The 15,727-nt window shown below is 38.0% G+C and carries 13 protein-coding genes and 1 pseudogene; 8 read left to right on the forward strand and 6 right to left on the reverse strand.

What is annotated here, in order from left to right:
- Positions 1 to 128: 128 nt before the first annotated feature.
- From FHY45_RS17835 to FHY45_RS17855, 5 genes and pseudogenes are all read right to left on the reverse strand, one after another.
- On the reverse strand, positions 129 to 1,751 hold the full coding sequence (locus FHY45_RS17835; protein WP_139892700.1) for an alpha-glucosidase: 1,623 nt from the start codon (positions 1,749 to 1,751) through the stop codon (positions 129 to 131).
- Between the two features lie 201 nt (positions 1,752 to 1,952).
- Positions 1,953 to 3,839, reverse strand: coding sequence for an FUSC family protein (locus FHY45_RS17840; RefSeq protein ID WP_139892701.1), 1,887 nt, complete (start codon positions 3,837 to 3,839; stop codon positions 1,953 to 1,955).
- A 199-nt stretch (positions 3,840 to 4,038) separates the two neighbouring features.
- Positions 4,039 to 4,722 (reverse strand): CAP domain-containing protein, encoded by a 684-nt coding sequence (locus tag FHY45_RS17845; RefSeq protein WP_066108126.1) that lies wholly within the window; start codon positions 4,720 to 4,722, stop codon positions 4,039 to 4,041.
- Between the two features lie 677 nt (positions 4,723 to 5,399).
- A pseudogene (locus tag FHY45_RS17850) lies at positions 5,400 to 6,050 on the reverse strand (nitroreductase family protein).
- 85 nt (positions 6,051 to 6,135) lie between these two features.
- Positions 6,136 to 6,591: a nucleoside deaminase gene (locus FHY45_RS17855; RefSeq protein WP_066108129.1), complete on the reverse strand. Its 456-nt coding sequence runs from the start codon at positions 6,589 to 6,591 to the stop codon at positions 6,136 to 6,138.
- A 445-nt stretch (positions 6,592 to 7,036) separates the two neighbouring features.
- Here FHY45_RS17855 and FHY45_RS17860 point away from each other — a divergent pair, with 445 nt between their 5' ends.
- Complete coding sequence (locus FHY45_RS17860; protein ID WP_139892702.1) at positions 7,037 to 7,939, forward strand: cation diffusion facilitator family transporter; 903 nt, start codon at positions 7,037 to 7,039, stop codon at positions 7,937 to 7,939.
- 132 nt (positions 7,940 to 8,071) lie between these two features.
- On the opposite strand, the gene FHY45_RS17865 is transcribed toward FHY45_RS17860, so the two are convergent.
- Positions 8,072 to 8,662 carry a methyltransferase domain-containing protein gene (locus FHY45_RS17865; RefSeq protein ID WP_139892703.1) on the reverse strand — a complete coding sequence of 197 codons (591 nt, stop codon included), beginning with the start codon at positions 8,660 to 8,662 and terminating at the stop codon, positions 8,072 to 8,074.
- A 407-nt stretch (positions 8,663 to 9,069) separates the two neighbouring features.
- Between FHY45_RS17865 and qoxA the strand changes: the two genes are divergently transcribed.
- The 7 genes from qoxA (at position 9,070) to FHY45_RS17900 (ending at position 15,724) form a co-directional block, all read left to right on the forward strand.
- Entirely contained in the window at positions 9,070 to 10,002 is a 933-nt protein-coding gene (gene qoxA, locus FHY45_RS17870) for a cytochrome aa3 quinol oxidase subunit II (RefSeq protein WP_139892704.1), read from the forward strand.
- A 33-nt stretch (positions 10,003 to 10,035) separates the two neighbouring features.
- Complete coding sequence (qoxB, locus tag FHY45_RS17875) at positions 10,036 to 11,982, forward strand: cytochrome aa3 quinol oxidase subunit I (RefSeq protein ID WP_066108144.1); 1,947 nt, start codon at positions 10,036 to 10,038, stop codon at positions 11,980 to 11,982.
- The gene (gene qoxC / locus FHY45_RS17880) at positions 11,979 to 12,575 is read left to right on the forward strand and encodes a cytochrome aa3 quinol oxidase subunit III (protein ID WP_139892705.1); all 597 of its coding nucleotides are present in this window, start codon (positions 11,979 to 11,981) and stop codon (positions 12,573 to 12,575) included. Before qoxB ends, qoxC begins: the two co-directional genes overlap by 4 nt.
- 1 nt (position 12,576) lies before the next feature.
- Positions 12,577 to 12,858, forward strand: a complete 282-nt coding sequence (gene qoxD, locus FHY45_RS17885; protein WP_066108151.1) for a cytochrome aa3 quinol oxidase subunit IV — start codon at positions 12,577 to 12,579, stop codon at positions 12,856 to 12,858.
- A gap of 249 nt (positions 12,859 to 13,107) precedes the next feature.
- Positions 13,108 to 13,416 carry a hypothetical protein gene (locus tag FHY45_RS17890; protein WP_066108154.1) on the forward strand — a complete coding sequence of 103 codons (309 nt, stop codon included), beginning with the start codon at positions 13,108 to 13,110 and terminating at the stop codon, positions 13,414 to 13,416.
- A gap of 240 nt (positions 13,417 to 13,656) precedes the next feature.
- Entirely contained in the window at positions 13,657 to 14,214 is a 558-nt protein-coding gene (locus tag FHY45_RS17895; RefSeq protein WP_151675545.1) for a TetR/AcrR family transcriptional regulator, read from the forward strand.
- A gap of 76 nt (positions 14,215 to 14,290) precedes the next feature.
- Entirely contained in the window at positions 14,291 to 15,724 is a 1,434-nt protein-coding gene (locus FHY45_RS17900; protein ID WP_257469177.1) for a DHA2 family efflux MFS transporter permease subunit, read from the forward strand.
- Positions 15,725 to 15,727: the final 3 nt, after the last annotated feature.

Raw genomic sequence — 15,727 nt, forward strand, 5'->3', positions numbered from 1 at the left:
GGAGCTCCCCTCCGAATGGTTCGGAACTACATTTTCACTTTCAGAACGACCTTCTGAATCATTCGGAGTCTTATTTTAATTATCTTTTGTTTGTTCTATATTGTTGCCGTTGGAATCAATTATCCCAGCTAAGCTTTTTTTAAATAAATACGTACTTCATAGGCATCTAATTTTGTGCTTGTCGTTTCATTATAGTTAGAAATCAGAATAGATGTCCCCTGCAAATCCATTTCACTGTTCAGCTCAATATGTATAGTGTTCGGCTGAACATTAGAAACAAAGTAAATCGTCTCATCAGCGTAGCTTCTTTTGTATCCATAAAGATGAGAATGTCCTTTAAATAATTCCTGATAATCCCCATATACAAAGACCTTGTGCTGACTCCGCAGCTTGATCAGCTTTTGATAAAAATAAAAGATTGATTCAGGATTATGCAATTCATTGTTCACATTGATTGATTTATAGTTTGGATTAACTCGAATCCACGGTGTACCTGTTGTAAATCCCGCATGTTCTTCATTGGTCCATTGCATCGGTGTACGGCTATTGTCTCTGCTTAATGGCTGCAAATCTCTAAGAACCGTATTCGGGTCCCATCCCTTTGACACCAACTCAGCATACTGATTTTTCATCGCAATATCGTTATATTCGTCAATAGAAGAAAGGCGAATCCCTGTCATTCCTATTTCCTCTCCTTGATAAATATAAGGCATACCCGGCAAAGAATGCAGCAACGCAGCAAATAGTTTGGCTGATTGAACACGATACTCTTTATCATTACCATATCTGGTTACCACTCTTGTATGATCATGATTATTAATAAATTGTGAGTTCCATCCTTTCTCTTTCAATCCTTCATACCAGCGCGCCTGAATCTCTTTAAATTTCTTTAAGTCCCAGGTTGGCATTTCATCACAAACTTCAAAATGAAACAAGGTATTCAGTTCATGGCGGTTTTTATCCACATATAATAACCCTTGCTCCGGCGTCACGAAGGCTACCTCCCCTACGGTTAACACATCATAATGACGGAATACCTGTTCATTCATCTCCTGCAAATAATCATGAACTTTGGGATGGTTGGCCAAATAACGAATATCATCCGGATCGTCTGCATCCGGAAAATCCTCCGGCTTCGCAAGCAGGGCAATTGCATCTAGCCTAAATCCATTAATCCCTTTCTTTAACCAAAAATTTAGAATTCGATATATTTCTTTACGGACTTCTTCATTCTCCCAATTCAAATCGGGCTGTTCAGCTGCGAATGAATGAAAATAATACTGACCAGTCCGTTGATCATATTCCCATGCTGACGGGGAAAAGTAAGAACGCCAATTATTGGGAGGGTTCACTTGGTCTCCATCTCTCCAAATATACCAATCTCTTTTTGGATTATCTTTGCTGGATCTGGATTCTTTAAACCAATCATGCTCATTTGAAGTATGATTTATGACTAAATCCATAATAATTTTTAGATCTCGTTTTTGTGCTTCCCTCATTAATTCCTCAAAATCCTCCATACTGCCCGCTTTCGGCATAATGGAATAATAGTCGGAAATATCATATCCATTATCTTTATCAGGAGAAAGGTAAAAAGGATTGAGCCAGATTACATCTGCACCCAACTCTTTTATATAATCCAGCTTCCTTATTACCCCTCTTAAGTCTCCATATCCATCCCCATCACTATCATAAAAGCTTCTCCAATAAACCTGGTACACGACACTTTCTTTCCACCATTGTTTATCCATCTCTCCCACCTCATAAAATGAATTATGTGAAGCTTATCTTTCTATTATTTTTCATTAGTTTAAGTAGAACTTTTTCTCTACCATTTAAGAGCATACATCTCGCGCTTCTTCTTGTTCCTCAGCAATTTAAATAAGAAAAGTTGAGCTTGTATGCCCTTTCATTTTTATTTTTAGGATATCGCAATATTTAATATAGAAGTTCTATTTGAAGTAAGCCTGCTTTCTAAATCCTTTTAATATTCGCAGTGCGTCCTTTAACAACACGTATTCTTCCAGGGAATTAGAAAGCTGAAGTCTGTCATATAATTGACCAGCCTGCTCATTTACACAATCCCCTTCTAAAGCCAGAATCGAATCGAGCTTTACTAATATTTCTCTCATCAGATGGACATCTACATCCTCCCTTTGCATCCGCAAGAACATATCATAAATGGCATGATTCAAACGGCGCTGAGATGATAGAAAGTTTTCCATTTCTTCAAGCTGCAGCATTTGATTATTTAAAAGTATTCTTTCCTCTATTAAAGCGGAAACGGCAAATAAATGATTGATTGTATGTGCATTATTTCTTTGGTTTAAATAAGCGGACACTTCATGCTGCAATTCCTTGGATACTTGTTTGTAGCTTTTCATCAAATCTCTTGTACCCTTTTCCAGCGTATGTGGAAGTAATAAACGATTTGCAAGCATACCAATACCTATCCCTATCAGTACAAGCATAACTCTTCTCAGTGACAGGAGCGTCGGGTCGCCCGTGAGAGCAGCTGTTCCAAGAGCAGATATCGTGACAGTCAATACGACATTTCTATACTTCACCGCATAGCCATTCAAATACCCAACCAGCAAGACCAGGAAGGAGCGTATAGTCGTTTCATGAAAAATACTAAATAATAGTACAAAGATAGCCGCTCCCATTAAAGTGCCGATCACGCGTTCCTTGAAGCGATATTTAGCTGTCTCATAATAAGGTTGCGTCACAGAAAATATAGTAAATAAAATCCAGCGTCCTTCATTGATGTTAAAATAATCAACGATTAAAGCAACAGCTGCAATAGTGATACCCAATCGCAGTGCATATGTGAAACGAGCTGAATGTCGATTAATGTCCTTTAAAAATTGATAGGTATTCCGGTAGCCTCTAGGAATCTCTACCACACTCTCAACCTTGTTCAGTTCAGATGATTCACTGGTATGAAGGTACCTCAATAATTCACGCAATAATTTCAACGTACTAATCATTTCGACTATGTATGCGGATTCATGTTTGTTAAGCGCTATGTTTAGATTATTCAATGAATCATCAGATAAGCTTGACCCTTTATTGGCGTAATCCCTCATCTGTCTCAATTCAAAATTCAGAGCATCCAAGACATCCTCTGGGTAGTCACTTGCAGCTTTGCGGTTTAACATCAAATGCAGTTTTTCAAGACAGACCGAAATCTTCAAACGAACTCTGCCTTCGTGAGTCAGATAATAACCCTTGACACTCCGAAAATAAATCACCTTCCTGAACTCGTTGATATCAGACAGAATGATGGAATCCAACTCTTGATCAGGCTGGTTATCTCGAATACGATTTAACTTTTCTTGCAAATGGCTACATACCTGCAAGAAATAATGATTGCCCCTTTTAGATAATTTCCTTCTATTAAATACCCATTGTACCATCATGATAATCAAAGCCCCTGCAACCAGAGACATTAGTCTCAATGGGAATTCCTCCAACGGAACTGGATCGGTCAAAATGAATAAATATTGCAAACCAACCGCAATATGGATAGGTCCTTTTATGTTAGATGTGAAAAAGTATCCTACAATAAACATAGCGATAAAGTTTACTAAAATTCCTACCCAGGGATTGATCAAGGCCAGTTGACCAAATATTCCTTGGGACAAATTGACTGCCAAAATCAGCATGAAACTCTTCCATGGGGATACAGTAAAATCCCTCTCTAAATACATGAGCAGAGCAACCACAGTCGTGACCCCAATCAAAACATTATGCTGCCCAAACACAGCCTCAAAGCCTGTCACAAAAAGGATAACAAAGATAAATATCAATGTTTTTGATATGATCAGCTGCTTCATAGCTTCCCTTCCTTACCTATAAATTGCTATACCAGAATATTAAATCACAGTATAACATACTATGCTGCCAGGAAAAAAACACAGGAAAAGGCTTTCTAGCTTGGAACATTCATTAATGCTAATAAAAAAATGTCCCAAAAGATAAGTTTTCACTTCCTTTTGGGACAGTCTATATAAAATCTATATTTATAGTACTCTCTTATTTGCCTATAAACATTTGTGTCCAGTAGTTGCCGTTCTCCACATAACCAATTCCGATATGTGTATAGCTGGAGCTTAAGATATTTTTTCTATGACCGTCACTATTCATCCACGCATTTACTACTTCTTCTGGCGTGCGTTGACCCATAGCAATATTTTCAGCTGCCGCTCTATAAGAAATGCCAAATTGTTTCATCATATCAAATGGAGATCCGTAAGTTGGGCTTGTATGACTGAAATAGTTATTCTTCTGCATATCCTCTGATTTGATACGCGCTACTTTACTTAGCTCTGTATCTAGTGTTAAAGGTTTTAAGCCTTGTTTTTCACGTTCCGCGTTAGTAAGTTCTAGTACTTCCTGCTCATATGCACTTACTTCATAATCGTTTGATTCTGTATCATTGGAATCAGAATTATCTTCTTCCACAGTTGGAGCATCCGTACTTGGTTTATTTTGTTCCACGGCATTGTTTGAACCAGAATCCGTATCCTGACTTGGTTTATCAATAGTTGGAAGTTGAACAGATCCCCATGGGAATTTAATAATGCCTCCGCTGATCATCACTTTATATGAAGTTGTTGTATTCGGTTTAGAAGATACACTGGCTGCCTCCGCTCCTGTTATAGCTGTAATGGAAAGCGCTGCGGCTGCTGCAATTGTAACGATAAGTTTATGTTTCATTGGTAAATCTCCTCCTGTCATGATATTTGTTTAATCGACAAAGACATCGTAACATGAGTTTTTTGTAACATTTGAACCATAAACTACCAGACAGCTCGAGATAGGATAATAGACATCCTTCTCACATAGCGCGGACCTAACTTAATATATTGATATATCAACAGTCCTGCTTAAATCTCTCTTTTTTCCATATTCCGGATATCAAGTCCCTCTTTTTGTAAAATCCCCACTTTTATCCTATAAAATAATTATTGACAGGTATTTAATAATAGAGGATTCATTACTGTTACTACAGGTATGTTACAAGCATTGCAGTTATTTTTAAATAATGTTGAGTATACCCATATTGCAGTCTATGGTATGGGGAATTTAAATAGATGGAGTTTCCTATACAGTACTTTTATAGAACAAATGGAGAAAACAAATTGTTTTCTCCATCTCTGTTCTTCTGACTTGTTCGTTGAATATAGCAGGGTAATTTCTATATAGTAGACATCTCGTAAGCGACACCATAAACTTTACAATCAAATCCTTAAAGGTTAACTAACTACTTTAAAGAGTCGTGACAGTTACTTATATATACAGGAGACTGTCGCAGAAAATCCCTTTATCATAGTCAATTGAAAAGGAGCAGGTTGTTACCTGCCCCTACCATATCACATTCATTTGTGACCTCTTTATTTCCATTCGACAACTTTGTCTACTGCAAGACGCATAGTCGGGAATCCATTACCAGCCGCCTTACCCATGGTCATAATCATGACCGGAGCATGTCGTTCTTGATCCAATCCAAACACATCATTAATACGGGTTTTATCGAATCCCGCAATAGGATTGGTATCATATCCGTGAGCACGAGCCACAAGCATCAATTGCATAGCTACATGGCCGCAGTCGGTCATGACGATATCTCTGCGATCCTGTTCAGTTAGTGAAGCAATCCATCCTAAAACACCTTCAAGCTGGCGTTCTTTATATTCAGCAGGCATATACCCAAGCTCTACATTTGCGCTATAAATCTCATCAGCTTTTAATGTATTGTGCAAGTCGCCAAAAATTGCAATCGTCACCGCTGATGTATCAATTTTTTTATGATTGGTCGGTGAGGCAATATCCATCAATTTTGCTTTTGCCTCATCGCTTTCTATAACAAGAAAAAATCAAGGCTGTAGATTCGTTGAAGATGGTGCGCTGGTTGCTTCACTGAATATTGCTGTCATCTCTTTATGACTGATTTTAACCATAGGATCGTAACTTTTTATGGAACGGCGTCCCATTAAGATTTTTCTGAAATCATTAGTTGGGATAACATGAGAACTATTGGACATGTTTATTCTCCTTTATGATTAGATTGGACTGGACGGTATTACATCAGGTCTTGATTAAAAAATTTATTCAGTTTCCGAATCGCTATTAATATATAACTCTATTCTCGATTGCTTGATAGGCCTTGAATAATCCCTTACATTCTTCATGATCAACTCGCTGTAAATCATATGAACGCTTCCCATCAATCATTTTATAAAAGACATCATCTCTAAACCCTATTTTATCTGTATCCAATCGATCACATCCATAATAAACAGTCGTGATACCTGCCCAAAGGATGGCCCCTAAGCACATAGGACAAGGCTCAGCCGTTGTATAAAGCTCTGCTCCGGATAGGTCATAATGATTTTCATGAAGGCATGCTTCCTTAATCGCAACTATTTCTCCATGCATGGTTGGATCAAGCTCCTTAACCACCATATTATGGCCCTTTCCAATGATTTTACCATCCTTGACAATGACAGCTCCGAAAGGTCCGCCATGCCCTTGTTTAATTCCTTCATACGCTTCTTCAACAGCGGCTTTCATAAATGGATTCATACGCCTTAATACCCCCGATATTTGATTTATCAATAGGATGCTGTATCTTCGGTGTAGACTCATAATTCAAATCTATTGTATTACTTGACGGTTAGTCAATATTCCCGTTAGACCTTACTCATAATCATCAATTGCTTTATCACGCCATTTTTGTTCAGATGGATAAAACATTTCCAAATAACGATTTTCAATCCTTTCCTCAGTCCATTTACTATCTGATCCATGTGCGTATAGTCAGTTCTCATCAACTGGCAACCATTCATTATCAAACGCAGGGATGGCATTCATTAAAGATTTGGAAATGAACTGCACCAGCGTGAATTAATTAGGAAATAAAAAACAAGAGTATTCCAAATGATTAATTAATTGGAACGCTCTTTTTTATGAATTTTATTCTATACTAATAAGTAATGATGAATTCAATAAAGAACTTGAGGTGACCTTTTTGGAGAAACAAAAATACAGGGACCTTAAATTAGGTGAACGCGGAGCAATCCTAAGTATTGTTGCATACTTATTTCTTTCCATATTAAAGCTGATTGTTGGATATATAAGTGAGTCTGAAGCATTACGTGCAGATGGGCTGAACAATATAACTGACATCATTGCCTCAGTAGCTGTATTAATTGGTTTAAAAGTTTCTCAGCGGCCTCCCGATAGCGATCATGCATATGGGCACTGGAAAAGTGAATCGATTGCCTCTCTCCTATCTTCTTTTATCATGATGACAGTAGGTATCCAAGTTCTAACGGATGGATTCCAATCCATTTTAAGCAGGGAAAAAAATATACCTGATATAACGGCAGCATACACGGCGATTTTTTCCGCCCTCGTCATGTACTTCGTCTATCGCTATAATATAAAGCTAGCCAAAAGAATCAACAGCCATTCCGTAAAAGCTGCTGCCAAAGACAATATTTCTGATGCGTATGTCAGTATTGGAGCAGCAATTGGCATATTCGGCTCCCAGCTAAATATGCCTTTCCTCGATACAATTACTGCCATACTCGTAGGGTTATTGATTTGCAAAACAGCCTGGGATATTTTTAGAGAAGCATCCCATTACTTATCAGATGGCTTTGATGAGTCTAAGATTAAAATCTATCAAAATTCCATTGACCAAATAGAAGGGGTTAAAGGAATTAAAAAAATTATGGGACGAAATTACGGAAATAATGAAGTCATTGATATCATTATTTTGGTAGACAACACGTTAAATATTAAAGAAGCCCATGATATTGCTACTCTTGTAGAAAAGGATTTAATGAAGGATCATGGAGTCTATCGTGTCCATGTTCATGTGGAACCATATGAAGAAAAAACAGAAAAAAGGCCAGGCCCAAATTAATGATAGGTATCCGGCTGTTTGCCCTAAAGAGCTACAAATTGGTTGTTTATATTACTGAATCTACCACTACTCCATAAACCTTCTGATATTTTATACGAAAAAAGGCATTCCAATGGGAACGCCTTTTTCAATTTAATAAGCTAGCCGGTAGATCAGTATTCTCTCAAACGGATTCGTTTCATTTAGAACAATCTCTTTGTGTAGTTCAAACACAGATTGATTTTCAAGAAAATATATATAATCCTCAGATGGATAATATAATATTAGGTGTACCTCGCGATATGTTTCTTCAACGGACAACAGAATGTTCGTTAGAACCTGGCGGAATATTTGTATCGTAAAAGGATTAAAGAAATAAAACCTATTATAAGTTGGTTGAATTTGAAACTCCTCTGCCAGACAACAGTGAAATTGAATTCGGTCTTTCCCCTTGTAATTATAGTTCTTGAGATTTTCCTCAGCTTCATTAATAAATTGTTCATTCATTTCTACCCCACTTACAAACGCCCCTGTCTTGTAATGAAGAAAGAAATTTAGTCTCCCCTTTCCGCATCCAAAATCGACCATATGATCATCCCTATTAAGGTCATACTCATCCAATAACTTTTCTAAAATCCAATACGGAGTCGGCTCATATCGGTGATAATGCATAGAATTATAAAATCCAGTTTGATTACCGACTGTTTTTATATGTAATAACTCATCATAATCTTTTTCGTTCATTGTATAACTCCGTTTCACTTATCTAGATTACTCATAAGTTTAAGCCTTTTTGATACTGATCGAAACCCTTTTTCTATATAATAGGCGTTTTCAGATTTCACATCCTAGTATTCACATAAAAATGCTACTTTAAAGTGACAATTTTACAATAAATTCTAAGAATATAATTAATTGTTAATTTGTTCACAACTTTGTCAAAATTGAAGATTTCCATGTCTTCTTTTAGTTTCATATATTTGTAATTTTGAAATTCAGTTATTATATTGAAAATCAGGGGCTATGGAAAAAGGAAGAATTATACCTAAATAGCAGCAAGAAAGGGAAATTATAACTATCAAGGTGTGCAGATTTACTGAATTTCCCTTACATAGCTTGAATTTACTTATTACATTAGGAAGGGGAAAAATATGAATAAAAAATGGGCACTTTTGAGTTCCATGATGGCGTCTATTCTTATGTTAGCGGGATGTGACTGGGTTGTATTCGACACAAATGGTCCTGTCGCAAAAACACAATCCAATGCCATTCTTTTCTCAATGGCTTTAATGGCAGCTGTTGTGCTTGTAGTATATGTACTTTTTATCGTTATTTTATATAAATACCGAGCATCCAAAGCTCCAAAAGATTACGAGCCTCCACATATGGAAGGCAGCAAGGCGCTTGAAATAACATGGACAGTCATACCAATTATTATTGTAGCCGTTTTAGCTGTAGTCACAGTTAAAACTACATTTGAAGTAGAAGGAAAGCCAAAAGGCTATGAAGATCAAAAACCATTGGTTATCTACGCAGCTTCTTCAAACTGGAAATGGCATTTCAGTTATCCAGAGCAAGGTATTGAAACGGTTAACTATGTAAACATTCCAACTAATAGAGTAGTAGAATTCCGTCTATATTCTTATGGACCAATTACAAGCTTCTGGATTCCACAGCTCGGTGGTCAAAAATACGCCATGAGTGACATGGTAACAAAATTAAATTTTGTAGCTGAAACACCAGCTTCCATGATGGGAAGAAATGCAAACTTCAGTGGTGAAGGCTACGCCCATATGGATTTTGAAGCACTGTCTATGACTCCAGATGATTTCGAAGAATGGGTTAGTGATGTAAAAGCAAATGAAGATAAGTTAACAGAAGAAAAATTTGAAAAACTGCTTGATACAGCACACGTCGGCAGACAATCATATTCTTCTACTCACTTGGATTTCAGCCCTCCACCGGAAGGACATCATCATGGTTCTGAACCATCTTCATCAAACGAGAGCGATGAAGCAGACAACACGTTTGATGAAGATACAGAAAAAGGTAATTCCGAGCACGAAGATCATTCAAATCATTAAAATTAAAGCTTTCATAAGAAAGGAGTTACAACCTTGGATTGGGATAAATTTATAGTACATGGTGGCCCGTTAATCTATGGCGCAATGGTAAGTATTGTCGCTGTATCGCTGGCTATCGTTATCGGCCTGACTTATTTTAAGAAATGGCGCTGGCTTAAAGATGAATGGCTTACCACTGTTGATCATAAACGTATTGGGGTCATGTATATTCTCTGTGCTTTAGTTATGTTATTCCGCGGCGGTGTTGATGGTTTATTAATGCGTGGACAGTTAGCTAAGCCTGAAAACGGACTGCTTGATGCACAGCATTATAACGAAATCTTTACAACGCATGGCGTGGTTATGATTTTATTTATGGCAATGCCATTTATCATTGGATTAATGAATATTGTTGTGCCTCTTCAAATTGGGGCGCGTGACGTTGCTTTCCCTTATTTAAATGCTATCAGCTTCTGGTTATTCTTTGCCGGAGCAATGCTATTTAATATCTCGTTCGTTATTGGTGGATCACCGGATGCCGGATGGTCAGCCTACTTCCCGCTTGCAGGTATAGAATTCAGCCCTACTGTGGGGAATAACTACTACAGTATTGCGATTCAGATTGCCGGTATTGGGACGCTGCTAACGGGTGTTAATTTTATCGTTACCATTTTAAAAATGAGAGCACCTGGTATGACTCTATGGAAAATGCCAATGTTCACATGGTCTATTTTAATCACTAGCATCATTATCGTTTTTGCTTTCCCTGTTTTAACAGTAGCTCTTGCCTTAATGATGTTTGACCGTTTGTTTGGTACACAATTTTTCACTATGCAAGATGGCGGAATGGATATGCTTTGGGCTAACCTGTTCTGGGTATGGGGCCATCCTGAAGTATATATCGTTATTCTTCCTGCCTTTGGTATATTCAGTGAGGTTATTTCAACATTCGCGAGAAAAAATCTGTATGGATACAAATCAATGGTGTTCAGTATGCTTGCCATCTCTGCCCTATCCTTTACTGTATGGGTTCACCATTTCTATACGATGGGTCAAGGTGCCATGGCAAACAGCTTCTTCTCGATTACTACGATGTTAATCGCTGTACCTACAGGAGTTAAGATATTTAACTGGCTCCTTACGATGTATAAAGGAAAAATTGAAATTACCACGCCAATGCTGTATGCCCTGGCATTCATACCAATCTTCACCTTTGGTGGAGTCACAGGGGTTATGCTAGCGATGGCAAGTGCGGATTATCAATATCATAATACAATGTTCTTGGTAGCCCATTTCCACTATGTTTTAATACCGGGTACAGTGTTTGGGGTACTGGCGGGTATGTATTTCTGGTTCCCTAAAATCTTTGGATTCAAATTAGACGAGAAATTAGGAAAAATCGCATTCTGGATTATTTCTATTTCATTCAATGTCACATTCCTGCCTCTATTCGCATTGGGACTTAAAGGGATGAACCGAAGAATGTATACGTACTCTGAAGAAACTGGGTATGGACCATTGAACCTTATCGCATCATTAGGTGCTGTAGGTTTAGCAATTGGATTCATCGTTCTCGTTTATAGCTTCTACTGGAGCTTCCGTTATGCTCCAAGACTAAAAGGAGACTCAGATCCATGGGGTGGCCGTACATTGGAATGGGCAACGAAAACACCTGTTCCAGCCTATAACTTTGCCATTACTCCTGAAGTGGATTCTGTAGATTCCTGGTGGGATCACAAAAAAGGTACACATAATCTGTTCACACGAAAAATCGAAGAAATACACATGCCTAGCAGTGACTTTAAACCGTTTCTAATGGCAGTGGCCTTCTTCTTCTGGGGATTCTTTATGGTATTTAGTATGTGGATTCCAGCCATTATCGCTGCGGTTCCAATTATCTATTTGATGTTTGTACGTTCCTTCAATGATGATCATGGGTTCCATATATCTGTGAAAGAAATTGAAGAAGAAGAAAGAAAATTGCGAGGTGAAACAGAATGAAATTAGATGCCTCTCAACCATTGGAATATAGTACTGAACAAAATCAGCTTAAGATACTGGGCTTCTGGATTTTCCTTGGAGCAGAGATCGTATTATTCGCTACACTGTTTACTGTCTACTTTGTACTGGAAAATCGTACAGGTGATGGGCCTTCCGGGAGCGATATCTTCGCTCTTGGTGGGGTTTTAGCTGAAACCTTTATTCTTTTGGCAAGTAGTTTTACGATTGGGATCGCGATTCACGCTATGCGGATGGGCATGAAAAAAGCAATGATGGTTATGTTCTCGATTACGCTTATCCTTGGATTAGCCTTCCTAGGCATTGAAATTTATGAGTTCTTCCATTATGTACACGAAGGAGCTTCCATCCAAACAAGCGGCTTCACTTCTGCATTACTTACATTGCTTGGAACACACGGAGCCCACGTAACCGGAGGAATTCTATGGGGAATCGCTATTCTGATTCAAGTGAGCAGACGCGGAATTAATCACCTTACTGCCAATAAAGCATTTATTTTTTCACTGTACTGGCACTTCCTGGACGTTGTTTGGATTTTCATCTTCAGCTTCGTCTACCTGAAAGGACTGATGTAAAATGGCTAAGTTATTCCCTAAAGAGCATATCATAGGATTTTTATCATCCATCGCTCTAACAGTGGCAGCATTATTAGTTCTTTTCCTGGAGATATCATTTGGATTTAAAATGGCTATTTTGCTTATCACAGCTGGCTTACAAGCAAGTTTGCAGATATTCCTGTTCATGCATATTAATGAATCCAAGGAAAGAAGAACACTCTATACCAATATCCTTTATGCATTATTTGTAGCCCTAGTTACCATCTTCGGTTCCATGTTCGTCTTGCTTTGGGATTGGTAAAAATCGATACAGCTATACGAAACGGACAGCGAGTTCTAGTCGCTGTCCGTTTTTCTTATTATAAGTTTGCCAAAGTAAGAGCTCCTATGCCTACCATTCCCCTCATTCTGTTCGTCCCTTAATCCTATATAATAGATATTTCTCTATTACTCAAATTACCTGCATACCATACACATGCTTCTATAAACTACCATGTATTCATTTTAAAAATTCTTTTATGATGGAACTATATGAACCAGGAGTGATTGTATGAAAATATCTCTAATAAACAAGGATGGCATTATAAAAGAGGTCAAGCTTGGCTTCAGTTGGACTACTCTCTTTTTTGGAATATTCCCTGCTTTATTTCGCAAAGACTATAAATGGGCGATTATTATGCTTGGTATATCCATCACAATCAATCTTTTTCTATTTGGATTAGGCGCATTGCTAACAAGCGGCGTTTTCGCCTTTATCTATAATAAAATCTATATTAAAAACCTAATTACAAACGGCTATCGCCCTGTTTATGCTGCCGATCGAGAAATATTAATCAAGAAACAGCTATTAGCTGCTTAAAGTTATTGGTCCCTTAGCCTTAAGGGACCATTTCTATTACAACCCCATCTACTCATCTCTTTTCATTGGAAGAACCAATTTATAACCTCAACCACCCTTTCTAATCTATCTACTCTCGAAAAAATATACCTGCAACGAATGATTGACATAAAATACAGCCATCTTATAGAATGAAACAGTCACTCATTTATATAGACCAGTCATTATACTTGAAAAGAGGGATTTCATGTGAGTGCAAAAATGGACTCGCGTCAAAAAATTTTAGAGGCTGCTACTCGCCTTTTCAACATACAGGGATATCATGCAACAGGCTTAAATCAAATTCTGAAGGAAAGCGGTGCCCCTAAAGGGTCTTTATATTATCACTTCCCTGATGGTAAAGAACAACTGGCCGTAGAAGCAGTCAATAAAATGGCCGTTCAAATTGAAAATGATATTAAGCTGGCCATGAATCAGTATGATCATGCCTTAGAGGCATTCCAATATCATATTAAAAAAATCGCTCAACATTTCAATGAAAATGACCTTTTTGAAGGTTTACCAATTGGATTATTGGCAGCGGAAACTTCCTTAATGAGCGAACCTTTACGCAAAGCGTGCAAGGCAGCATTTGAAGGCTGGGAAACACTTTATTATGATAAAATGCTTCAAGATGGCTTTGAACCAGAAAAAGCGCACCGTTTAAGTCTATTGGTTAATTCAATGATAGAAGGAGCCATCACCCGGTCGCTAACCAATTTAAATGGACAGCCTTTACTAAACATCTCTAAATGTCTGCCCGATATAATAAAGAAATAAGCAAAGATGTATATCCTTAATCAGCATATTATATAGACTGGTCTAGTAATTATACATAATGAAAGGGGAATATTATTTGAGTAATAATCATGCTACAAACTTAGAAAATAAGCAGATTAAGCCACTTCCAATCGTGATTGCTATAATGATTGGTGCTTTTATCGGACTCTTTAGTGAAACTGCCTTAAATATGGCATTCACCAATATTATGGAGGACTTTCGCATTGAACCACATGTCGTTCAATGGTTAACAACCGGCTACTTACTAGTACTTGGTATTCTTGTGCCTGTAACAGCATTGCTTCTTCAATGGTTTACTACCAGACAACTATTCAGTGCCTCCCTCATTTTTTCTATTGCAGGAACATTAGTAGGAGCTTTGGCACCTAATTTTGAAATACTCCTTCTAGCCCGTGTCATCCAGGCTATAGGAACAGGTCTCTTACTTCCATTAATGACAAATGTTATTTTGGTTATTTTCCCACCTCATAGACGCGGAACAATTATGGGGATGATGGGGCTTGTCATTATGTTTGCACCTGCTGTTGGTCCAACCCTATCAGGATTAATCGTAGACAGTCTGGGTTGGCAATCAATTTTCTGGCTATGCTTACCTTTGCTAATTTTTACATTCGTATATGGTCTCATCTATATGCAAAATGTATCAACCATCACAAAACCCAAGATAGATATTCTTTCTATTATTCTTTCATCCATTGGTTTTGGAGGAATCGTCTTTGGTTTCAGCAGTGCCGGGGAGGGTGCTGGCTCATGGAGCGACCCAGCAGTTCTTTTACCGATCATTGTTGGGGTACTCAGCCTAATCCTATTCTCATTCCGCCAGTTTAAAATGGAACAGCCAATGCTGAATTTACGCGTATTTAAGTTCCCTATGTTCTCTATTGGACTTTTAATGGTATTCTTGGGTATGATGATCATCTTATCCTCATCAATCCTATTGCCTATGTACTTAAAGGGCGGAATGTTATTGTCAGCTTTTGCAGCCGGCCTTGTCTTATTGCCTGGCGGTATTGTGAATGGAATTATGTCACCAATTACGGGGAAATTATTTGATACCTTCGGGCCAAAATATTTGGTTATCCCAGGTTTTATATTAACAACCATATTTACTTACTTATTTACTAATATATCAACTGAAACTTCACAACTAACAGTTATCATCTTACACACATGTATGTTTATTGGGGTTGCCATGCTTATGATGCCTTCGCAAACAAATGGCTTAAACCAGTTGCCAAGACAGTATTACCCTGATGGAGCTGCGGTCATGAATACACTTCAACAAATTGCCGGAGCGATCGGTACGGCTATTGCTGTCAGCATCATGTCCGCTGGCCAGGCAAGCTATTTGGCTACGGCTGACCCCAATAATCCGCTTGCTGCCTCTGAAGCTTTGACAGCCGGTGTGCAAAACGCCTTTCTATTTGCGTTAATTGCCTCCATAATCGGACTGGTAGTCTCTTTCTTCATTAAGCGTGTAGATGTTTAAAAG

It is taken from the genome of Bacillus sp. D386 (genome assembly GCF_006346415.1).